Annotated in this window: 14 protein-coding genes; 8 read left to right on the plus strand and 6 right to left on the minus strand. The window is 64.0% G+C overall.

Annotated elements, in window-relative coordinates; translation table 11 throughout:
• The first annotated feature begins 10 nt into the window (after positions 1 to 10).
• Both ACQ4WO_RS27710 and ACQ4WO_RS27715 read left to right on the plus strand, forming a co-directional pair.
• The gene (locus ACQ4WO_RS27710; RefSeq protein WP_436484093.1) at positions 11 to 586 is read left to right on the plus strand and encodes a TMEM165/GDT1 family protein; all 576 of its coding nucleotides are present in this window, start codon (positions 11 to 13) and stop codon (positions 584 to 586) included.
• A gap of 110 nt (positions 587 to 696) precedes the next feature.
• Positions 697 to 918, plus strand: a complete 222-nt coding sequence (locus tag ACQ4WO_RS27715; protein ID WP_436484094.1) for a hypothetical protein — start codon at positions 697 to 699, stop codon at positions 916 to 918.
• Here ACQ4WO_RS27715 and ACQ4WO_RS27720 read toward each other — a convergent pair.
• Entirely contained in the window at positions 915 to 9,542 is an 8,628-nt protein-coding gene (locus ACQ4WO_RS27720) for a GH36-type glycosyl hydrolase domain-containing protein (RefSeq protein ID WP_436484106.1), read from the minus strand. The two genes, ACQ4WO_RS27715 and ACQ4WO_RS27720, sit on opposite strands and share 4 nt — an antisense overlap.
• A 393-nt stretch (positions 9,543 to 9,935) precedes the next feature.
• Positions 9,936 to 11,963 carry an aminotransferase class V-fold PLP-dependent enzyme gene (locus ACQ4WO_RS27725; protein WP_436484095.1) on the minus strand — a complete coding sequence of 676 codons (2,028 nt, stop codon included), beginning with the start codon at positions 11,961 to 11,963 and terminating at the stop codon, positions 9,936 to 9,938.
• A gap of 150 nt (positions 11,964 to 12,113) precedes the next feature.
• On the opposite strand from ACQ4WO_RS27725, the gene ACQ4WO_RS27730 reads away from it, so the two are divergent.
• Positions 12,114 to 12,611 carry an Lrp/AsnC family transcriptional regulator gene (locus ACQ4WO_RS27730; protein WP_046682091.1) on the plus strand — a complete coding sequence of 166 codons (498 nt, stop codon included), beginning with the start codon at positions 12,114 to 12,116 and terminating at the stop codon, positions 12,609 to 12,611.
• 112 nt (positions 12,612 to 12,723) lie between these two features.
• Here ACQ4WO_RS27730 and ACQ4WO_RS27735 read toward each other — a convergent pair whose 3' ends face one another.
• Positions 12,724 to 13,224, minus strand: a complete 501-nt coding sequence (locus ACQ4WO_RS27735) for a thioredoxin family protein (protein WP_436484096.1) — start codon at positions 13,222 to 13,224, stop codon at positions 12,724 to 12,726.
• Positions 13,225 to 13,518: 294 nt separating this feature from the next.
• Here ACQ4WO_RS27735 and ACQ4WO_RS27740 point away from each other — a divergent pair, with 294 nt between their 5' ends.
• The 5 genes from ACQ4WO_RS27740 (at position 13,519) to ACQ4WO_RS27760 (ending at position 20,161) form a co-directional block, all read left to right on the plus strand.
• A complete protein-coding gene (locus ACQ4WO_RS27740) occupies positions 13,519 to 14,685 on the plus strand; it encodes an HPP family protein (RefSeq protein WP_436484097.1) in 1,167 nt (388 codons plus the stop codon).
• Positions 14,682 to 15,779, plus strand: a complete 1,098-nt coding sequence (locus tag ACQ4WO_RS27745) for a M48 family metallopeptidase (RefSeq protein ID WP_436484098.1) — start codon at positions 14,682 to 14,684, stop codon at positions 15,777 to 15,779. Before ACQ4WO_RS27740 ends, ACQ4WO_RS27745 begins: the two co-directional genes overlap by 4 nt.
• 134 nt (positions 15,780 to 15,913) lie before the next feature.
• Positions 15,914 to 17,734 carry a DUF885 domain-containing protein gene (locus tag ACQ4WO_RS27750; protein ID WP_436484099.1) on the plus strand — a complete coding sequence of 607 codons (1,821 nt, stop codon included), beginning with the start codon at positions 15,914 to 15,916 and terminating at the stop codon, positions 17,732 to 17,734.
• Between the two features lie 157 nt (positions 17,735 to 17,891).
• A complete protein-coding gene (locus ACQ4WO_RS27755; RefSeq protein WP_436484100.1) occupies positions 17,892 to 18,989 on the plus strand; it encodes an SRPBCC family protein in 1,098 nt (365 codons plus the stop codon).
• On the plus strand, positions 18,986 to 20,161 hold the full coding sequence (locus ACQ4WO_RS27760; protein WP_436484101.1) for a zinc-dependent alcohol dehydrogenase: 1,176 nt from the start codon (positions 18,986 to 18,988) through the stop codon (positions 20,159 to 20,161). The genes ACQ4WO_RS27755 and ACQ4WO_RS27760 overlap by 4 nt, the downstream gene beginning before the upstream one ends.
• A gap of 58 nt (positions 20,162 to 20,219) precedes the next feature.
• Here ACQ4WO_RS27760 and ACQ4WO_RS27765 read toward each other — a convergent pair whose 3' ends face one another.
• The 3 genes from ACQ4WO_RS27765 to ACQ4WO_RS27775 all read right to left on the minus strand — a co-directional run.
• Positions 20,220 to 21,059, minus strand: a complete 840-nt coding sequence (locus tag ACQ4WO_RS27765; RefSeq protein ID WP_034753622.1) for an HDOD domain-containing protein — start codon at positions 21,057 to 21,059, stop codon at positions 20,220 to 20,222.
• A 76-nt stretch (positions 21,060 to 21,135) separates the two neighbouring features.
• A complete protein-coding gene (locus ACQ4WO_RS27770; protein WP_355646011.1) occupies positions 21,136 to 21,687 on the minus strand; it encodes a helix-turn-helix domain-containing protein in 552 nt (183 codons plus the stop codon).
• A 923-nt stretch (positions 21,688 to 22,610) separates the two neighbouring features.
• The coding region (locus ACQ4WO_RS27775; RefSeq protein WP_436484102.1) for a hypothetical protein at positions 22,611 to 22,796 on the minus strand (186 nt) is incomplete at its 5' end.

Consider the following 22,796-nt stretch of genomic DNA (forward strand, 5'->3'; position numbering starts at 1 on the left):
TTGCAATCTCATGGAAGCATTCCTCATCTCCACCGGCATCGTCGGTCTCGCTGAAATCGGCGACAAAACCCAACTCCTGGCCTTTCTGCTGGCCGCCAAATTCCGCAAGCCCCTGCCCATCGTGCTGGCCATTTTCGTCGCCACCATCGCCAACCACGCGTTTGCCGCCGCCGTCGGCGCCTGGATCACCAGCATGCTGGGCCCCGACGTGCTGCGCTGGGTGCTGGGCGTCTCCTTTCTGGCCATGGCCGCCTGGACGCTGATCCCCGACAAGCTCGATGAAGACGAGACGAAGCTGGTCAAATACGGCGTCTTCCTGACCGCCCTGATCGCCTTCTTCATGGCGGAAATGGGAGACAAGACGCAAGTGGCGACGGTGGCGCTGGCGGCGCGCTACCACGATATTTATTCCGTCGTGCTGGGCACCACCTTCGGCATGATGCTGGCCAACGTGCCGGCCGTCTACCTGGGTGACAGGATCGCCAACCGCGTCCCGCTGCACCTCGTGCACGGCATCGCGGCGCTGGTCTTTGCCGTGCTGGGCGTGGCCACCCTGCTGGGCGCAGGCGCCGCCCTGGGGTTCTGAGGCGCCTTACATAATTTCTCATTTACAATATTCATGTTCATAATTACAATGTCGGCGACATGAATACCGGCGCGCCTATCCCGAACGGCCGGCGCTTTCTTGAGGAATGTATGCAGTTAAATAGAAAAGTGGCGGCGCTGTGCCTGGCCGCTTGTGCCAGCCAGCCTGCGGCCGCCATGGCGGCACCCGTGAACTACCACCGCCAGACGGCAACGCAGTCCGCGCCCGAAGTGCGCACGCGCGACCTGCTGCTGTTCGGCGCCGGCTTGATCCTGCTGGCCGGCCGGCGCCGTCCCGAACACGATACGTGGCAAGTACGCGGGCAAGACTAGAGCAGCAGTAGCACCGCATATTCGCGGCCCTCGTCGCGCAGGGTGATGCTGTTGCCGACCTGCGCCACGCCATCGAGCGACAATCCCGCCGGCCGCCCCTGCGCCCGCTCCACCGTGATGGCATAGCTGCTGGCGCCGAAGCGGTAATGCAGCTTGAAGCTGCCCCACTCGGCCGGCATGGTCGGTGCCATGCGCAGCACGTTCGCTTCGCGCGTCAATCCCAGCAGGGATTCGACGATCAGCCGGTACAGCCAGCCCGACGATCCCGTGTACCAGCTCCAGCCGCCCCGTCCCACGTGCGGCGCCACGGCATACACGTCGGCCGTCACCACGTACGGTTCCACCTTGTAGCGCGCCACCGCCTGCGCGTCAGCGCCATGGCGCACGGGACTGATCATGCGCAGCAGCTCCCACGCCTTTTCGCCGTCGCCCATGCGGGCAAACGCCATCGCCGTCCAGATGGCCGCATGCGTGTACTGGCCGCCGTTCTCGCGCACGCCCGGCACATAGCCGCGGATGTAGCCGGGATTGAGGTCGGCCTTGTCGAACGGCGGATCGAGCAGCTGGATCACGCCCGAATCGCGGCGCACGAGGCGTGCATCGACCTGGCGCATGGCGCCGGCGACCCGCTCCTTGTTGGCGGCGCCCGACAGCACGCCCCAGCTTTGCGAAATCGAATCAATCTGGCATTCCTCGTTCGTGTGCGAACCCAAGGGCGTGCCGTCGTCGAAATACGCGCGTCGGTACCACTCGCCATCCCACGCATGTTCCTCGACGTTGGCGGCCAGTTTCACGGCTTCATCGCGGCAGAACTGGGCAAACGCAGAGTCGCCGCGCAGCATGGCCACTTCGGCGAAACGCTGCAGCACTTCGTACAGGAAGAAGGCCAACCACACGCTCTCGCCCTTGCCATGTTCGCCCACCTTGTCCATGCCGTCGTTCCAGTCACAGGAACCGATCAGCGGCAAGCCGTGCACGCCCAGGCGCAAGCCATGGCGGATGGCGCGCACGCAATGCTCGTACAGGTCGGCCGACTCGCCCGAGCGCACGGGCAGGTCGTAATACGAATCCTCTTCCGGCTTGACGGCGCGGCCCTCGATGAAGGGCGCCACTTCCGACAGTACGTTGACGTCGCCCGTGGCGATCACATAGCGGCAGGCGGCCAGCGGCAGCCACAGGTAATCGTCGGAGCAGTGCGTGCGCACGCCGCGGTCCGACGGCGGATGCCACCAGTGCTGCACGTCGCCCTCGACAAACTGGTGCGCCGCGCACAGCAGCAAGTGCTTGCGCAGCAGCTGCGGCGCCGTGTGTATCATCGCCATCGCATCTTGCAGCTGGTCGCGGAAACCGTAGGCGCCGCCCGACTGGTAATAGCCGCTGCGCGCCCACAAACGGCAGGCAATGGTCTGGTACATCAGCCAGCCGTTGGCGATCACGTCGAGCGACGGATCGGGCGTTTCGATGCGCACGGCGCCCAGGGTGCTGTCCCAGTGCGCGCGTACCGCGTCGAGCGCACTGCGTGCCGCGTCCTTGCCCGCATGGCGCTGCACCATGGTGCTGGCATCGGCATTGCGGCGCCCGCCCACGCCGAGGATAAAGACGATTTCGCGCTCCTGTCCCGGCTGCAGTTCGAACGGTACCTGGATGGCGGCACACTGGTCCAGCCCCGTACCCGCCTTGCCGGACAGGCGCACGCGACGCAGTGCCGCCGGCTGCGCCAGGCTGCCGTTGCGGCCGATGAATTCATTGCGGTCGCAGGTGATGGAGCGGATGCTGGCGTCCGTATTGAAGAAGCCGACCCGGCCCGAAAACTCCGTGTTGTAGTTATTGCGCGCAAACAGGGCGCCGCTGATCGTGTCGACCTCGGTGGCCACGTGCATGCCGGACTTGGCGCGCAGGTCGGCCATCACCCATTCCACATAACCGGTGACGGACAGGCGGCGCGGCACGCCGCTGTCGTTGCGCACCTTGATCACCGAATATTTGACGGCCGCATCGAGCGCCACATAGGTGCACAATTCCGTGGCGATGCCGCCTTCGCTGTGTTCGAAAATGCTGTAGCCGAAACCGTGGCGCGTCACGTAGTCGCCGCTGCCGCGCGCCGGCAGTGACGTGGGTGACCAGAACTGGCCGCTTTGCTCGTCACGCACATAGAACGCTTCGCCGGACAGGTCGGAGACAGGGTCGTTCTGCCATGGCGTGAGGCGGAATTCATGCGCATTCTCGCTCCACGTGTAGGCCTGGCCCGCTTCCGACACCACCGTGCCGAATTGCGCGTTGGCCAGCACGTTCGACCACGGCGCCGGCGTCTGCTTGCCTTCTGCCGTGGTGATCACATATTCGCGGCCGTCGGGTGTAAAACCGCCGAGGCCATTTTCCAGGATCAGCTCGCGCTCTGGCGCCCGGTGCGGCACGCCGCCCTGTTCGCGGCCCGGGTCCTGCAGCAGCGGCGGCATGCGCAGCACGGGGCTCGGTGGACGCTTGACCTGCTCGGCCAGGGTGCCGCGCAAATCGCTGATGATGGCGCGCGCCACCGATTGCAGCAAGATGCGGTCTTCGTTGGCGATCTGCTCGGCCAGGCGCACGAAGATGCCGCCCGGGCGGTCGATCGCCTGCGCATCGATGCCCGACGCGATCAGGCCCATGATCTGGTCGTGCAGCAGCTGGCGGTAACCCGACTGCTCTTCGTACCAGATCACCAGGTCGACGATCAATCCTTTCAGGCGCCAGTAGGCATGCGCCTGCACCATCTGGCGCGCCAGTTCGATATTGGCCGCGTCGCGTATCTGCAGCAGCACGATGGGCAAATCGCCGGAAATGGCGTACGCCCACAGGCCGGACTGGCCGCGCTGGTTCTTGATCAGGATGCTGGCCTCGGCGCGCAGGGCCGCATTCGGATAGATCACGGCATTGGCCAGGCGCGCATACAGCTGCGCGTCCGCTTCGCTGGCATTCAACTGGCGCAGCACCACCTGGCTGTGCGTCCAGGCCAGCTCGAACACGCGGTCGGCCAGATGGCGGTCCTGGTATTTGTCGATCAGGTGCAGCGCCGCCTCGCGCTGCTCGGCCATGCCGGTCACGCTGTCGACGGTGACGGCCTGGTCGGGTTCTAGCGTGATGACGTAGCGGATGGCCACGATGGGGTCGAGCACGGAACCGTGGCCGCCACTGAGCGGGCCACCGTCCTGCAGCGCCTGCGGCAGCTGCGCCGTGTTGCCGCGGCCGATGAAGCGCGCACGGTCCGTCTCGAACGATACTTCGTAGCGCTCGATATCGTGCACGGTCATCACATGCAGCAGCCATGGCATCTGCTCCTCTTTCGAGCGGGGCCGGCGCGTGCACAAAATCGCCTTTTCATGCGCGAGGATTTCCGTCTGCACGAACAGTTTGCTGAACGCGGGATGGGCCGCATCGGCCGCCGCCGGCGCCATCACCACTTCGGCAAAGCTGGTGATCTCGATGCGCCGCTGGCGATTCGAATTATTGCTGATGCGCGTGCGCCTAATTTCGATGTCGTCCTCGGGCGAGACGACGATTTCCGTGTACAGGTCCAGGCCATGGTCGGCGCGGCGGAACTCGGCCCGCCCCTCGGAAAAAATCACTTCGTATTTCTTCGGTTCGGCCAGGGTCGGCTGGTACATGGTGGACCAGACTTCGCCATCATCGAGGTCGCGCAGGTAGCAGAAATTGCCCCAGTTATCGCGCGTGCTGTCTTCGCGCCAGCGCGTGACGGACAGGTCTTTCCAGCGGCTGTAGCTGCCGCCCGCATTGCTCACCATGACGTGGTAGCGGCCGTTCGACAGCAGCTGCGTTTCCGGCACGGCGCTGTTGGCTTGCGTGAGGATGCGCATCGGCATGGCCTGCTCGGGCGCGCCGCTGCGCAGCACCGCCAGTTCGGCCGTGTTCGAGTAAAACGCGCCCGCCTGCGGCGTGCGTTCCTGCAGCACCAGCAAGGCCGATTGCAGCAGCGGATCGGACTCGAAACGGCGCTGCATCGGGCGGTCGTGCAGCAGGTAGCTGAGTGCCAGAAAGCCCATGCCCTGGTGGTGCACCATGAAGGAGCGGATGATGGCGCTGCCCTGCCCGCGCGGCAGGCGCGCCGTGGTGAAATCGATCGCTTCAAAAAAGCCGTAACGGCCCATGTAGCCGGCCGCCTGCATGCGCTGCAGGTTCTGGCACGACGCTTCCGGCTGCACCATCAGGCCCATCATGCTGGCGTACGGCGCCACCACCAGGTCGTCGGCCAGGCCTCGCTTCAGGCCCAGCCCAGGCACGCCGAAGGCACGGTATTGATAGTTCAAACTGGCGTCGACCGTGTTGTAGCCGGACTCGGAAATCCCCCATGGCACGTCGCGCTGGCGCCCGTAATCGATCTGCGCCTCGATGACGGAATGGTAGGTCTGGTCGAGCAAGGTGTTCGGGTAGTTCGGCATCACCAGCAGCGGCATCAGGTACTCGAACATCGAGCCGCTCCATGACAGCAGCACGGGCTGGCCGGCCACCATGCACAGCTGGCGGCCCAGGGCGAACCAGTGCTCCTGCGGCAGCTGGCCCTGGGCGATGGCGACGAAGCTGGCCAGACGCACTTCGGAAGCGAGCAAATCGTAGTAGCTGGGGTCCAGGCGCCGTTCGCTGACGTTGTAGCCGATGGCCAGCAGTTTTGTCGACGGGTTGTACAGGAAGCCGTATTCGATCTGCGCGAAGTCGCGCGCCTGGCCTGCCGCGTGGGCGATGTCGCGCATGTGGCGGCCCGCCTGTTCGCGGCCCTGCGCCAGCAAGGCGGCCAGCTCCGGCTGCGTGCCTTCCGGCGTTTCCAGGTTGGCCAGTTCACGCAGGGTCGGCACGCGCAGCCACGCAGGATCGACGCCCGCCTGCGCCGCCCAAGGCGCCAGTTGCAGCAATTCGGCCAGCGCCGCGCGGCACTGGCGCGCCAGCGCACCCGCCCACATGGACAGCTCGCCATCCTCGCTTTGCAAGGTCAGCGACAGCAGCGCATCGGCCGCGCCATTCGCGGCGGCGAGATAAGCATGCCATTCGGCCAGGCTGGCGGGTGCGGCCTGCGCCTGCAGCAAGTGCAGGGCGTCGCGCATGGCCTTGCCCTCGCCTTCGGCGGCGATGAATTCCTGCAGCACCTGCGCCGTCGTGCGGATGCCCTGCACCACTTGCGCGCCGATGATCGGGGCGTCATACAGTTCCACCAGTCCCGGCTGCAAGGTCAGCAGATGGCCGGCCAGGTTGCCGCTGTCGACCGTCGAGATGTACATGGGCTGCAGCGCCTTCAAGGTCTGCGTGTCGTACCAGTTATAGAAATGGCCCTGGAAGCGCTCCAGCTCGCCCATGCTGTGCAGGGTGGCGCGGCTGCGCTCGATCAACTGGCCCAGGGTGATGTAGCCGAAGTCGTAGGCCGTCAGGTTGGCCAGCAGCGCCAGGCCGATATTCGTCGGCGAGGTGCGGTGCGCCACCACGAGGTTCGGATGTTCCTGCATGTTATCGGGCGGCAGCCAGTGATCGTCCGGCCCGACAAAGGTGTCGAAATACGCCCAGGTCTTGCGCGCCACGCCATGCAAAAACCGTCCCTGCTCGGCCGACAGGCGCGCCACGGCACGCTCGATGGGGCGGCTGATCCACCAGGCGATGGCAGGTGCGGCCAGCCACAAGAACAGCACCACGGCGGCGGCGGGCAAGGCTTCCGGACGCCAGTACAGCAAGGCAGCGAGGGTGGCAAGCGCCAGCGCGGGCGAGCACCACATGGCGCGCCAGCTGTCGGCCTGCGAACCTGACGATACATGCAGGTTCGAGGCGCGCCAGTCGAGCAAATGCTTGTGCGACACGCCCAGGCGCCACAGGGTGCGCACGATGGCATCGAGGCTGATCCACGCTTCGTACGGCAGGAAGACGAGGGTCAGCATGGCATGCGAAAACTGCACGCCGCAGCGCCGCTCGAAGGCGGCCAGGTGCTGGCGCCACAAGGTATCGCGCGGTTTGCGCAGCAAATCGTACAGGGCCGAAAAAACAGGCGGCAGGAAAATGATGGCCAGCACGGCCGCGCTCCAGAAGGCCACGTGCGGCAGGAAGCCCCACACCAGCAACAGCGACAAGGTGGTCGCGGGCGCGACGACGCTGCGGCGCAGGTTGTCGAACAGCTTCCAGCGCGACAGCATCGACAAGGGATTGCGTTCGCGCTTGCCCGCGCGGCCCGGCACACGACCCAGCAGCCAGCCGATCAATTGCCAGTCGCCGCGGATCCAGCGCTGGCGGCGGCTCACGTCGGCGTCGTAGCGGGCCGGGTATTCCTCGTACAGCTGCGAGTCGCTCAAGAGGCCCGCACGCAGATAACAGCCTTCCAGCAGATCGTGGCTGAGGATTTTATTGTCGGGCAGGCGCTGGCCCAGTACGCGCTCGAAGATGTCGAGATCGTAGATGCCCTTGCCGATGAACGAGCCTTCATAAAACACGTCCTGGTACAGGTCGGAGACGGTGCGCGTGTAGGGGTCGATGCCCGGCTCGCCGCCACACAGCAGCTCGTAGCGCGACGCGTTCGCGCTGGGTAGCGCCACGGCCACACGCGGCTGCAGGATGCCGTAGCCGGCCACGACGCGCGTGCCGGCCGCGTCGAGCACGGGACGGTTCAGCGGGTGCATCATGGTGGCGATGAATTCGCGCGCCGCGTCGCGCGGCAGTTGCGTATCCGTGTCGAGCGTGATCACGTATTTGATCGTGCGCAGGCCGCGCAACTCGCCTTCCACCAGCGAGAATTTGTCGCGCGCGCCGCCGCGCAAAAACGCGTGCAGGTCGGACAATTTGCCGCGCTTGCGCTCCTGCCCCATCCACGCATTCTGCTGCGAATTCCACAGGCGCGGACGGTGCAGCAGCAGGAACGGTCCCACATGGCCCAGTTCCTCGGGGTCGGCCGGGTCGCCGTTTTCCTTGAACTCGACGCCCTCCACACGGTATTTCTCGTTCAGGTTGCGGATGGTCTCCTGCGCCTGGCGCAGCAGGGCTTCGTCGCCGGGCATCGTTTGCGCCTCGGCGTCGACGAAGTCCGTCAGCAGGCAGAAACGCAGGTTCGGGTCGCGGTTGGCGAGATAACGCACTTCCAGCGCCTCGCACAGGGCCGCCACGTTTTCCTCGCTGTAGATCAGGGTCGGCACGACGACGATGCCGCGCGCATCCGACGGAATTTCAGCCTGGTAATCCATGCGCGGCAGCGGGTGCGGCGACGTCATCAGGGTCGCCAGCCAGTTCACCACGGCCACAGCCAGCTGGCTGCTGCCCAGCAGCGCCAGCGCGCCCAGCGCCGCCAGGGGCCAGCCCTGCACGCCATGGCGCACGGCGCGCTCGAGCAGCAAGGCGCTCGTCGCCAGGGTCAGGAACGAGATGGCACCCAGGTAGACGGCCAGCGGCGCAGCGCGCGCCGTATGTTGCAGTGCCTCGACGAAGGGCAGCTTGGCGCCGGCCTGCTTTTCCAGCACCAGCACGCCGCGCCCCACCAGATAAAAGCCGATGTGGCCGCGGCGCGCGTCATTGCCGTTGCCGTGCGTGTGCGCCAGCTGCACCACCATCTCGGCCACTTCCACTTCGCTGCGCGCGCTGCGCCTGGCGATGCGTTCGATGGCGTGGCGGTAGCTGTCGCGCGTGGCGAAATCCATCAAGCCATACGTGCCGGCCGGATCCAGGCGCAAGGTTTGCTCGACCACGCTCATGGTCTCGACGAATTCCTGCCAATCCATGGTGCCGAGAAAACGCAGGCTGCCGATGCTGTTGGCGATCGACACCTGGTCGGCCGCCTGCTGCCCGATTTCGGACTGGATCTGCTGTTCGATGGTGAGGCCCGACTCGGCCAGCTTGTGCGTCAGCCACGACAGCGCCAGGGTCAGCGAGGAACTTTGCCCCTGCAGGCGGCGCGACAATTCGGCCACGAAGGCGCTGGTCATCGGCGGATTCGAACGGGCCATGTCGGCGACGAGCAGGATCAAGCCGCTGGGATTGCGCTCGGCGATCTCCGTCATCTGGTCGGCCCAGGTATTGGCCAGGTCGCGCTGCATGCGGTCGTCGGCCACGCGCACGGCCACGCGGCGCAGGTTTTCGATCAGGGCAAGACGCAACATGATGGGCACGGCCCACAGTTCACCCAGGGTCAGGGTGGCCACATCCTGGTAAGCCTCGACGAAGTGGCACAGGTTTTCCAGGTCGACCCTGCCATCGCCGTGCGAGATGATTTCCAGCGCAATTTTATAGACGCGCGGGCAGCCGGCGTCCGGGCCCGACGCCAAGCGCGGCAGCTCCTTGCTGTAGTTCTTCGGCAGGTGGCGCCGCGTGGTGCGGATCTGCTCTTCGATCAGATAAAAATTATCGAGCAGCCACTCCGAGGCGGGCGTGACCTGGCGTCCGCTTTTGACGGTCGCCGTCAGCTCGTTGACGGTGGCCGTGATCAGGGCCGCATTGTCAGCCAGGCGCGCCAACAGGCGGTCGCGGCCGTGATGCTTGCCCACCGCATGGCCGGTGGCCACGTGCTTGCCGTGGGCGGCCATCTGCATGGCGCTGAATAATTCGGAACGCAGGGGCAAGGCATCGTCGCGCGCGGCGTCGAAGGTGTCCGGTGCAAGGGAATGGTCGCGGAAGATTTCTTTAACTTTGGAAATCTGTTCCTTGATCTGCTGCGTGACAACTGCTGTGTACTCTTTCAACTTGGGCCTCGCTAGGTGCGCGCACGCAGCCAGCGGCCACCGTCACGCGGGCCCAGTCTGGAAGAACACGATCGGACACTGGCGAAGACGGAAAGCGAAGCGCCGGAGCGTTGCGACGAATCTCAGGGTATAGGGAGATTTTCTGAACTTCATCGTAGGAGGGCGACGCAGGCAAGACCGTGCGCTAGCGTACATAGCTGGCGCTTTGGCAGCGTGTCGGCAAAGAAATTTGCAGACTGGACAGCAAAAGAATGCCACAGGGAAACGAACGGCTTGCTCCGTGCGGATAATGGCACGGAGCAATATTTCAAAGAGGAAACCTCAATCCGTTCAGGCAGCGATGGCCAGCGGATGGCGCGTCGCCTCCGCCATCGCCATGCCGCCATTGAGTTGCCATGCCGCGCCGTGACCGAGGCGGCGCAGGCAGGCGGCGGCGCGCGCGCTGCGGTTACCGCTGCGGCAGAAAAAGACCAGTGGACGCTGCGGCTGCTGCAGCCACGCCGCCACCTGTCCCGCCAGGCGGCTCAGCGGTACGTTGCGCACCTCGCAGCCCTCGAACACCGTGCCGGCGCACGCCGCGTGTTCATACGCTTCGCGCACGTCAACGAGGATGGCGCCGGGATGCTGGCGCAGGAAACCGGGCAAGGCGGCCGCATCGAGCTGCAGTTCGGCGGCCGGCACGCTACCGTCCAGCACCGTACGCACGGTAGCGCAAATGCTGCCGTCGTCGCCTGACGCGCACAGCACGGTGTCCTGCGTCAGCAGCGCCGCGTCCAGCAAGGGCGCCAGCGCTTCGGGCGCCAGGGCGCCGATGAAGGCGAAGCGCTGCTCCAGCAGGTACACATGGGTTTCGCCACACTCGATGCGGCGCAAACGCTGCTGGCCCAGCGCCAGCTCACCATCGATATCGACGCGACCGACTTGTTCGATCTCGAGTTCCTGCAGCAGCGCCAGGCGCGCCACGCCATGGTCGGTCGGCGCCGTCGTGTGCACGATGGCGCGCAAGGCCAGGTGCTGGCAGCGGATAAAGGCAGCCAGGCGCGGCACGAGCGCGGCGACGGGATCGATGACGACGCAACTGGCGCTGGCAGCGTCGCTGAGCAGCCAGGTGCACTGGCCATCGACGCTCAGCTGAATCACGCCGTCCTGCGGCGATGGCGCCAGCGCCGACGGCAGCAGACAGCTGCTGCGCAGCGCTTCGCCGCAGCGCTCGATGCGCGCGCAGGCGGCCGCCACCGTCGTCGCGTCGATCAAGGGACCGAACGACAAACGGATGGCCGAGCTGGCACGCCATTGCGGCACGTGCATCGCTTCCAGCACATAGCTGGGGAGCGCCTTGGCGGCGGAACAGGCGCTGCCCGAGCTGACGCGCACGCGCGCCGCGTCGAACAGGTCCAGCAGTTCCTTCGACGACAGGCCGGGCACGGAAAAATTGAGCGTCGTCGACAAGGACAAGCCGAACGGCATATTGAACACGATGCCGGGGAAGGCACGTTCCAGGCTGGCCACCAGCTGCGCGCGGAAAGCGGCCAGGTCGGCGTGGCTGCGGAAAGTCTTGCCATCGTCGAGCGCGGCCAGCACGGCGCCCAGCGCGGCGATGCCGGCCATGTTTTCCGTGCCCGAGCGCAGGCCCGCTTCCTGGCCGCCGCCCATCATCAACGGCGTAAATGGTGCACCGGCGCGCACGTAGAGCATGCCGATGCCCTTGGGCGCATACAGCTTGTGGCCGGAAAACGGCGCGTAATCGATGCGCGTGGCGGCCAGGTTCAGTTTCAGCTTGCCCAGCGCCTGCACGCAATCGACCATCCAGTAGGCATCGGCACCGCGTTCCTGCAGCAGCTGGGCGATGGAGGACAAATCGCTGACGACACCCGTTTCATTATTCGCCGCCATCGTGCACAGCATGGCCGCGTCGCCGATCAGCGCATCGAGCGCCTGCAAATCGTGGCGCCCCTGCGCATCGACGGGCAGCTTGCGCACTTCCAGATTCAAACCCAATAGCCGGTTCCAGTGCGCCAGGCTTTCCGGCACGGCCTTGTGCTCGGTCGCGCCATACAGCAGCAGGCTGCCGATGTGCTTGCCCGCATCGCGCCGTTCGCGCAGCGCGCACAGGGCCGACAGCACGGCCGTCTGGATGCCTTCGGTGGCGCCGCTGTTGAACATCAAGCGGCCGTCGCCCACGCCCAGCAAGCGGGCGGCGCGCCGGCGCACGCCATCCATCATGGCCTTGGCCTGCAACCCCGTCGCGTGGGTGCTGCTGGGGTTGCCATAGCCCTGCTCCATCGCTTGCCGGGCGGCGGCAACGGCGGCGGGCAGCACGCAAGTGGTGGCATTGCTGTCGAGGTATATTTCTTTCATGATGGCAGTCTGAGTATTCTATAAAGGGGCAGCGCAGGCGGCTGGAACATATGGATAGTCTACCGGCCCGCCCCCGTGAAGATATGCCAAAAAATGCTGCAAACGATGTACTATGCAGCATGTTCATGCTATAAAAACTGGAATGATAAAATGAATTCACCAAACGCTTCGCTCGACAAATTCGACTGCGCCATCCTGGCGGCCCTGCAGCAGGATGGCACCTTGTCGATCGCCGCCCTCAGCGAGAAGATCGGTTTGTCCAGCACGCCGTGCTGGAAGCGGGTCAAGCGTCTGGAGGAAGAGGGCTATATCGAGAGCCGCGTGGCCATCGTGAACCGGCAAAAAGTGGGCTTGCCCGTGACCGTGTTCGTCAGCGTACGCACGGGCCAGCACGATGAAAAATGGCTGCGCCGCTTCGCCGCCGCCGTCATCGTCTTGCCCGAGGTACAGGAATTTCACCGCATGAGCGGCGACATCGATTACCTGCTGAAAGTCGTCACCACCGACATCAAGGGGTATGACACCTTCTACAAAAAGCTCATCAAGGCCGTGCAATTGACGGGCGTGTCGTCCGCTTTTTCCATGGAACAAATCAAGTGCAGCACGGAATTGCCGCTGGAATTGATCGCCCACGGCTTGCCTGCCTGAACGTATTTCTGCGCCGCATGGAGGCGCGTGAAATCACGCACGTTGACATCCTGCGCATGTCAGGCAAGCTCTGCCAAGCGCAGGGGCCAGCGTGTCTTCATGCTGGAAGAAATTAAATCGCCGGCGCTTTCACGCTCGCCGCTTGCTTGAAGAAATCATAGATGCCGCTCTCGCTCATGCGGCGGGCATTGGCCAGTTCGCCGCCCTTGGTGGCGTACAGCACCTGGTTGTTGTCGCTCGAGACCAGCACGGCAGCCGGGATGCCTTTCTTGAGCGGATTGCCATAGGCTTGCGCCACGTCCAGGTTATGGTCGAAGTTACCCACGTCGACCTTGACGACCTTGAACTGCTGTTGCATCAACTGCGCGTTCTTGCCTTCCTTCAATGCCTTGTCGAGCGCGCGGCAATCCTCGCACCAGTTGGCGCCAAAGATCAGCAAGACGGGCACGTGCGCCGCCTTCGCTTCGGCCAGCGCGCGGGCCACGTCGGCCTTGGCGTCGGCCGCCGCGTTGTACGGCAAGTGCGGCGTGGCGACAGGGTTGCTCGGTGTGGGGGCGGCGGCAACGGCGGTACCGGCAAGCAGCAGGCTGGCAAGGAAAAGGGAAAGGCGCATGCGGGCTCCTGAAAGAAATCGTGAGGCCGGCTGAACAGCTGCCAGCGGACGTGATTGTCTAGAATATGCCTGCTCGTGAGAAATATCCACCATTTAATTGCACTGTGCTTATGCGGAAAACGTATAAGCAGCACCCAAAGAGCCGTCCGCCATCGCGGCCGCCAGGAACTTGCCGGCGCAGCATGGCTTGCAAGCGGTCTGTGCCGAAGATTGATGCCCGCAGGCAGCGAAATGGAGCGCATGGGATAATATGGGGCTCACACTGAGCAACGCGGCCCGAACGCGCCCTCCTCCATGACGACTTCTTTCCTGGCACGCTGGCTGCCGCAACCGAACAACGGCAGCCGCCGCGAACAATTGCGCGCCTGCGCGGGCGCCATCTGCGGCTTGCTGCTCACTGGACTCATCTGCCATTTCCTGCTGGCCCCCGACAGCGCCAGCGTCTACCTGATCGCGCCCATGGGCGCCTCGGCCGTACTGCTGTTCTGCCTGCCGGCCAGCCCGCTGGCGCAACCGTGGTCCGTGGTGGGCGGCAACGTCATCTCCGGCCTGGTCGGCATGGCCTGCGTCAAATGGCTGGGATCCAGCGTGGGCGTGGCGGCGCTGGCCGCCTGCCTGGCCATCGGCGCCATGTTTGCCCTGCGCTGTCTGCATCCGCCGGGCGGCGCCGTCGCCTTGACCACGGTGGTTGGCGGCGCCAGCGTGCATGCGGCCGGCTTTGAATTCGTCTTCATTACCGTGCTGTTCAATTCCGCCGTGCTGGTCGCTTGCGCCGTGCTGTACAACAACCTGACGGGGCGCCGCTACCCGCACATCCAGCAACTGGTGGCGCCGCATCCGCACGATACCAAGGATGACGTGCCCAGCAACCGCCTGGGCTTTTCGCCCGATGACCTGGACGCCGTCTTGCGCCAGCACAGCGAAGTGCTCGATATCAGCCGCGACGATTTGCAAGCGATCTTCCTGCAAACGGAAATGCGCGCCTACCAGCGCCGCTTCGGCGTCGTCACCTGCGCCGACATCATGTCGAAAGACGTGCTCAGCGTGGAATTCGGCACGCCGCTCGATGTGGCCTGGCGCACCATGCGCGAGCACCAGGTGGGCGCCCTGCCCGTGCTGAACCGGGCGCGCCGCGTCATCGGCATCATCACGCAGACGGATTTCCTGCGCCATGGCGGCCTCGACGATTACCAGGGCATGCGCCAGCGCCTGCGCGGCCTGCTGCAACGCAGCGGCCTGTCCCACAGCGACAAGCCGGAAGTGGTGGGACAGCTGATGACGCCGTCGCCGCACACGGCGCGCCTGGGCACACCCATCATCGATCTGGTTCCCCTGATGGCCGACGCCGGCTACCACCATATTCCCATCCTCGACGATGAAGAGCGCCTGGCCGGCATCATCAGCCAATCCGACCTGATGGCGGCCCTGTACGAAAGCCGCTTTGCCGAGGCCGCCGCATGACGCTATTCCAGGCACTGCTGACCGGCCCCGACGGCGGCCCGGCGGGCACGGCCGTCAGCGCGCATTTTTTCGGCAGCCAGCTGGCCATCGACGCGCCAGGCCATGGCGTCGATGTGGCGCAGCTGATCGTCAGCGTGGGCGGTGTCGACGAGCCGGAACTGTTTCTGAACTGGCTCGACGATCAAGGCCGGCAAGCGTCGCTCAAGCCGCTGAGCGCGAGCGACATCGCCATCGTGCTCAAAGAAGCGCCGGCCGCGCTGCAGCCGCAACTGCAGCGTTTGTGGGGCGAGCGCCAGCGCAACCGGCGGCAGGTGTCGGGCTGGCTGGCCGGTTTTACGGGCGCGGCCGTCGTCACGGCGGCTCTGCTGTGGTGGCAAGGCGGCCATGCCGTCGGCGCGCTGGCGGGATGGATTCCCTTGTCGACGGAAAAACAGCTGGGCGAACTGGCCCTGTCGCAAGTGCGCGCGCAGGGCGGCATCAGCGAAAGCGGCGTGGCGCAGCAGACGGTGCAGGAGATCGGCCGCAAGCTGACGGCCGGTTCACGCTACCAGTACCGCTGGCTGGTCAAGCACGACGACACGGTCAACGCGTTTGCCATGCCGGGCGGCATCATCGTCGTGCATACAGGCTTGCTGCGCCAGGCCGCCGACCCGGGCGAGCTGGCCGGCGTGCTCGCGCATGAAGTGCAGCATGTGGAGCAGCGCCATTCGCTGCGGCAAATGATCAGCAGCCTGGGCTGGGGCGCCCTCGTGGGCGTGACCATCGGCGACATCAGCGCCGTGGCCGCCATGCTGGCGCACCAGGCCGGCACCCTGTATTTCAGCCGCGACATGGAAGAAGAGGCGGACCGCCAGGGGTTACTCGCCTTGCAGCGCGCGCGCATCCAACCCGACGGCATGCTGCGCTTTTTCCAGAAGCTCGATGACAAGGACAAGGCCAAGGTGCCCGACTGGATTTCCTCGCACCCGCAAACGGCGGCGCGCGCGCAGCAGATCCGCAGCCTGATCGCCGCCACACCCTGCCCTGCCTGCCTTCCTCTGACCAGCAGCCACTGGCAAGCCATGAAAGCGGCCCTGCCGCCTACGGCAAAATAGCAACATTCCTCTCGTACAATTTATCCAAACGTACTGGGCAATGGCGTATGCTTACGCCCCGGCTGCTCCATCGCGACCGGCCACCCCGACCCACAACGCCTCCGTTCATTCCCTCCTTACAAAGGACATCGCGCATGAAGCATCGTTTTGCCGCCGGCACCCTCGGCACCCTGGCCATCTCCCTGTTGCTCGCCTACGCACCCATGGCGCAAGCGGCCCAGCCTGCTGTCAAAACAGCCGGCGCGCCCGCCGTCAGCGCGCCGAAAGCAAAGCAGCAGCTGCAAGTGCTGGCCGACACATACTACGATGCGCTGGCCCGTTTCGAGCCGATCAATGCCACCGAGAGCGGCGACAACCGTTTTGATGACCAGCTCGGTTCAGCCATCGTGCCCGCAGCGCGCGCAAAACAGTTCGCGCTGTACCGCCAGTACCAGAAGACCCTGCGCAGCATTGCCCGCGCGCAGCTGTCGCACCAGGACCGGATCAACTACGACATCCTCGACTATGAACTGGCCACAGCACTGAGCTTCGAGCGCTTCCCCGAATACCTGCTGCCGCTGAACCAGATGGACAGCATGCCCGTCACTCTCGCCAATTATGCGGGCGGCGAGGCATCGCAGCCTTTGACCACGGTCAAGGAGTACGACGCTTACCTGAGCCGTATCGGCCAGTTGCCGGGCTGGATAGACCAGGCCATCGCCAACATGAAAGTCGGCATGCAAAAGGGCATCGTGCTGCCGAAGGCGCTGACGGAATCGGCCCTGCCGCAATTCAAGAAGCTCGTCAGCGCCACGCCGCAGGACAGCGTCTATTACACGCCCATCAAGAACTTGCCGGCCAGCTTTTCCGACGCGGACAAGGCGCGCCTGACGCAAACCTATACCGTCATCATCGAGGCCAAGCTGATGCCCGCGCTGCAGCGCCTGTCCACCTTCATGGAGCGCGATTACCTGCCGGCCGGCCGCACGAGCAGCGGCTGGAGCGCCCTGCCCGATGGCGCCGCGTGGTACCAGGCGCGCGTGGCCAGCAGCACCACCACGGATCTGCAGCCGGAGCAGATCCACGCCATCGGCTTGAAGGAAGTGGCGCGCATCCAGGAACAATATGCAATCGTGGGCCCGAAAATGGGCTACAACGGCCCGGCCGCCGGCTTGCCCGTGTGGGTGTCGGAACAGGCGAAATACCGTCCGTTCAAGACGGAGCAGGAAGTGCTCGACGTCTACCGCAAGCTCAACGTACTGTTGGACAGCAAATTGCCCGCCCTGTTCACCCTGGTGCCGAAGGCGCCGCTGGACTTGCGCCTGGAACCTGAACTGAGCCGCGACACGGCCGCCGACCATTACACGGCGCCGGCCGCCGACGGTTCGCGCCCTGGCGTGTTCTGGTCCGTCGTCACCGACCCGAAACTGTATGGCGACACGGGCATGACCACCCTGTTCCTGCACGAAGGTAAACCTGGCCACCATTTCCACCTGGCGCTGGTGCAAGAGATGGACTTGCCGAATTTCCGCCGTTTCGGCGGCAACAATGCCTTCACAGAAGGCTGGGCCCTGTATGCGGAAACTCTGGGCAAGGAAATGGGCCTGTTCGAGGATCCGGCCCAGTATTTCGGCCATTTGAACGACGAGATGCTGCGCGCCGTGCGCCTGGTGGTCGACACGGGCTTGCACACCAAGGGCTGGACGCGCGAGCAGACCATCAAGTACATGCGCGATACCCTCGGCTATGACGCCGTGGCGAAAAGCGAGACGGAACGCTACATGGCCTGGCCGGGCCAGGCCCTGGGCTACAAGATCGGTTCCCTGAAAATCGTCGAACTGCGCCAGCGCGCACAGCAGGCGCTGGGCGACAAGTTCAGCCTGCCGAAGTTCCACGAAGTGGTGCTTGGCGACGGCACCCTGCCCCTGAAACTGCTGGAAGCCAAGGTCGACCGATGGATCGCGCAGCAGAAGTAAGCTAACCGCGTCTCGCAACAACGGCAGCGCCAACCGGGGCTGCCGTTTTTTTTGCACCGATATTTGATCTGGCGCAGATCCAGCGCATCTCGCGCACGCCAGCCGGAACGCGTACAGGTCGATGCTGCCTAATTCCCATACACTGAAGGGAGGCAGCATGCAAAGCGAAGACAGGAACAATGACGCCACGGCTGGCCCGCCCGCATGGCAACCGTCAACGGAGATACCCAATGATGCAGGCGCATCCGCCCATGGGCATGAGGCCATACTTCACTACACGAGCGCGCACGGCCAGGCCGATGGACGGCTGCAGCGCCACATTCCCGACGATACCGCGCATGGCAGCCATGGCCTGATCACGGCACTTGGCTGGCTCAGCATCGGTCTGGGCCTGGTCCAGCTGGTGGCGCCGCGCGGCCTGGCGCGGGCCAGCGGCTTGCGCGGCGTCTCGTCTGTCTGGATACGCGCCATCGGCCTGCGCGAAATGGCTTGCGGCGTGGCCTTGCTGCGCGGAGAAAGCAGGCCGGCATGGCGCTGGTCGCGCATCGCTGGCGACGCCATGGATCTGTCGCTGCTGGGCGTGGCCATGGCCAGCCGGCACAATGCGCGCACGCGCCTGGCGGCGACGGCAGCCGTGGTGGCAGGCGTGACGGCCATCGACTATATCGCCAGCGCACAACTGGCGCCGCGCAAGCTGAGCGAATTGCCCGCGCCCGGAGAAGAGGGGCTGGCGCTGCAAAAGAGCGTCATCGTCAACCGTTCCGCCGACGATTGCTATCGCGCCTGGCGCGACCTGGAACACCTCCCCCGCTTCATGCCGGGCCTGCAGTCGGTGCAGGTAATCGACGCGCGCCGCTCGCGCTGGAACAGCGTCGAAGGCGAGTGGATAGGCGAACTGACGCAAGAGCGTCCGGGCCAGAGCATGCGCTGGCGCGCGGCGGAAAATCATGCGGAAACAGGCGCGCTGGAACTGTCGCCCGCACCGGGCGGGCGCGGCACCGTGGTCACCATGCAACTGCACATGCAGGCGCCGGTCGGCAAGGTGGGAGCGGCCGTGGCCGGCCTGTTCAGCCAGGCGCCTGCCTACAAGATCGAGACCACCTTGCGCCGCTTCAAGCAGTGGATGGAAACGGGCGAGGTCAGCACCACCGAGGGTCAGCCGTCGGGCAAGCGCAGCTTCAAGACGCGCTTGCTGCACAAGGCTGGCGGCACGGCATCTTCCCCTCGACCGCAAGCAAACGGAGGTGTGTCATGAAGGCCAATTGCTGGCACGGCAAGCGCGACGTACGAATCGAACAGGTGCCCGATCCCGCCATCCTCAATCCCGGCGACGCCATCATCAAAGTCAGTTCCACGGCCATCTGCGGCTCCGACTTGCACCTCTACAATGGCGTCGTGCCCACCATGGAACAAGGCGATATCCTCGGCCATGAGTTCATGGGCGAGGTGGTGGAGGTGGGTTCCGCGGTGCACAAGCTCAAGGTGGGAGAACGGGTGGTGGTGCCATTTCCCATTGCCTGCGGACGCTGCTTCTTTTGCGAGCAGCAGCTGTACTCGGTGTGCGAGAACTCCAATCCCAATGCCTATATGGCGGAAAAGATGTGGGGCCATTCGGGCGCGGGCATCTTTGGTTATTCCCACCTGACGGGCGGCTATGCGGGCGGCCAGGCCGAATATGTGCGCGTGCCGTTTGCCGACGTCGGCCCCATCAAGGTACCGGACGAGCTCAAGGATGAACAGGTACTATTCCTCTCGGACATACTGCCGACCGGCTACATGGCGGCCGAAGCCTGCGCCATCACGCCGGGCCAGGTGGTGGCCGTCTGGGGTTGCGGCCCCGTAGGGCAGTTCGCCATCCAGAGCGCCTTCCTGCTCGGCGCCGAGCGCGTCATCGCCATCGACCACTACCCGGAACGCCTGCGCATGGCGCGCGAACTGTCCGGTGCGGAAACCCTGCATTTTGATGCCGTGGACGTGCCCGACGCCCTGCGGGAAATGACGGGAGGACGAGGCCCCGATGCCTGCATCGATGCCGTCGGCATGGAAGCGCACGGTTCCGGCGTCAGCTATATCTACGACCGCCTCAAGCAGACGATGAAACTGGAATCGGATCGTCCCACGGCCCTGCGTGAAGCCTTGATGGCATGCCGCAACGGCGGCGTCGTCTCGGTGCCAGGGGTATATGGCGGCTTCAGCGACAAGATCCCGTTTGGCTCCATCATGAACCGTTCATTGACCATCAAGACGGGGCAGACACACGTGCAGCGCTACATGCAGCCGCTGCTGGAAAGGATACAACGGGGCGAGCTCGATCCCGGCGCCATCATTTCCCACCACTTGACCCTGGACGAAGCGCCGCACGGCTACGAAATCTTCCAGAAGAAGCAGGAGCAATGCATCAAGGTCGTGCTGCATCCGGGCCCCTGACGGCGCTGGCAGGCAGCGCGGCCGGGCCAGGCGAACAATGCGCTGATCCCGGACGAGCTCAGACGAGCAGCGCGGCACTCATCGAGCGCACTTCCTCGGCCGATTCGGCGAGGATGCTTTGCAGGGTCTCGTTATCGATAATGAAATCGATGACGGAATCGGAGGGCGTGAGCATTTCCACATACGTCACCTGCAACGGCGACTGCACGGGCGACAGTTGCTTGGCCAATAACAAGGTGTCGAGCAGGGAGTCGGGCGGAATCGACAGCAAGCCATCGCGCAAGCCTTCGATGGCTTCGCTCACGGCCAGCGGAATCAAGAGCTTCTTCATGACTTCGCGGGAAATGATTTCTTCTGCGGACTCCATCCAGTGATCCGCATCGTCGTCGAGCAAGCCAGGAAATTCGTCAGCACGCGACAACAGGTAAAAACCGCCCACCTCATGCACGATGCCGGCGAACAGCGCCGTGTCGGCATCGACGTGCGTCACGCGGCGGGCAAGCACGTGCGCCAGCGCCGCCACGTGGGCAGTGTGTTCCCACAGCTGGGCCGCCTTCTGGCGCAGGACGGGATCGATGATCTTGCTGCCGAACTGGCGCACCACCATTGCCGCCACCAGCGCGTACAGATTGCGGTAGCCCATGCGCATGACGGCGGCGCGCACGCTGGTCACGGGCGCCGCATCGCCGCGGCTGTAGACGGCCGAGTTGGCCAGCGCGACCGTGCGCGCCGCCAGCAAGGGCTCGGCCAATACCAGCTTGATCGCATGGTCGATATGGCAGTCCGGTTCAGCCAGAGCCAATTGCAATTGTAGTGCGGAATTAACGCTCGTGGGAAACGTTAATTCGCCGCGCACCGCCTGGGAAACAATTAAACCGAAAGCCTGTAGTTTATTCATCATACGATCAATCCGCCTCAGATATTATTCTGGCCAACAATTTCATGCATCAGAAATTGAATGCCAGGCCCGGCCTTTAGAATACAGATGGCATGTCATTCGTTTGTAATGAAGAATCCGGTAATGCCAGCGCATGCAATAGTGATTCATCGCCGATGACAAACAACTTCGGCTGCTGTAATACCTGCAGCAGAAATGGCTGGCCTTCACGTAGCCGCCGGCGATAATCGGCCAGCGTATATAGGTTGGGATTGATTTTACGCCGTAAGGTTCGCTCGGCCGGGGCCAATCCCGTCAACAGATCGCCATAATTGGCTTCTTCACCCACCAGCAGCAAGTCGATGGCGCTGCCGGGCATGTCCTGTCCCTTCGCCGTGGCACCAGACACGAAGGCCAGGTGCAGTTGGGTACGCAAGGGCGCCAGGGCCATGCTGAGCACGCCGACGATGCCGAAGGTTTTCTGCACCAGCCCGCTCAACTCCGGATACACGAGGCTTTCCTTGTTGGGCCAGAAGCGCCGCACATTGCCGATCCGCTCCGACGTGATCAGGCCGGCCTCATGCAGCCGGCGCAGTTCCCGCTGCGCCGACGCGCTACCCAGTCCCGTCAAGCGCATGATCTCGTTCAAGTGAAAGCCTTCATTCACGCGGACAAAGAGCAAACCCAGCAGTTTCTGCTGGGCGGGAGTAAACAGGGCTTGGGCAATCATGCGCCAAATTTTAGCATGAATAAACTGGAAACTGGCGTGGCGTAGACAATAGGGCGTGCTCCCACAACAACGCCGTGTTGCGCCGTCACCGGCAATTGGACGAGCCCATGCGCAACGGATGACAATGACACAGCGGCAGGCAGTTCGCAGCCACATTCCTTGTGAGCGCTCACTTCAGATTCGCTGGCGTGCCGGCTGGATATCGCGGTCCACCGCAACCGCCATCTGACGCAATGGCATCACCTGGTTTAGCCCATCAATTCAAGCATGCACGACATAACAGTAACTCGGGCATATTTATTCAGAAACCACACAGGATGAATATCGGTATATAGGTTTGATTTTCAATCTCAGCCGTCAATACCAGCATGGCTCAGCAGGAGTTTCAATGCCTGGTTCCTTCTTCATTTACTTATCCTGCCAATAGAAAATACCAAGCATGAATAGGAAATATCCGATGATCGCGTCCTTTTCGATGCATCGTATAAATGATGATTTATAGTGGTGATACCGTCTGACAATTGAAGCAGCACTAGGATTTTTCGCCTTCCAATCTGTTTGTATGCGTGCGTGTATTCGTTAATGCGTAAAGCATAAAAAAAAGCACCCGAAGATGCCGTTCTTATCAGCTAGCAGCGCAGATTACGCTTCGTCGCCGTGATGTTGCCGGGTTTCGATAACCAGCATATCTTCGGTAGCTTCACCGGCCAGGGGGCTTTATCGGTCAGCAGCGGGGCTTGAAACTCTGCGGTCTTCTCTTTGCCTGTGCGGTGGAAGGCCGCAGTAACGGACATAAAAAAACGGCACCCGAAGGTGCCGTTCTTGTCAGCTAGCAGCGCAGATTACGCTTCGTCGCCGTGGTGTTGCCGGGTTTCGATAACCAGCAAATCTTCGGTAGCTTCACCGGTCAGGGGGGCTTTATCGGTCAGCAGCGGGGCTTGAAACTCTGCGGTCTTCTCTTTGCCTGTGCGGTGGAAGGCCGCAGTAACGGACATAAAAAAACGGCACCCGAAGGTGCCGTTCTTGTC

The sequence above is a fragment of the Janthinobacterium aestuarii genome (genome assembly GCF_051380835.1).
Classification (GTDB): domain Bacteria; phylum Pseudomonadota; class Gammaproteobacteria; order Burkholderiales; family Burkholderiaceae_D; genus Janthinobacterium; species Janthinobacterium aestuarii.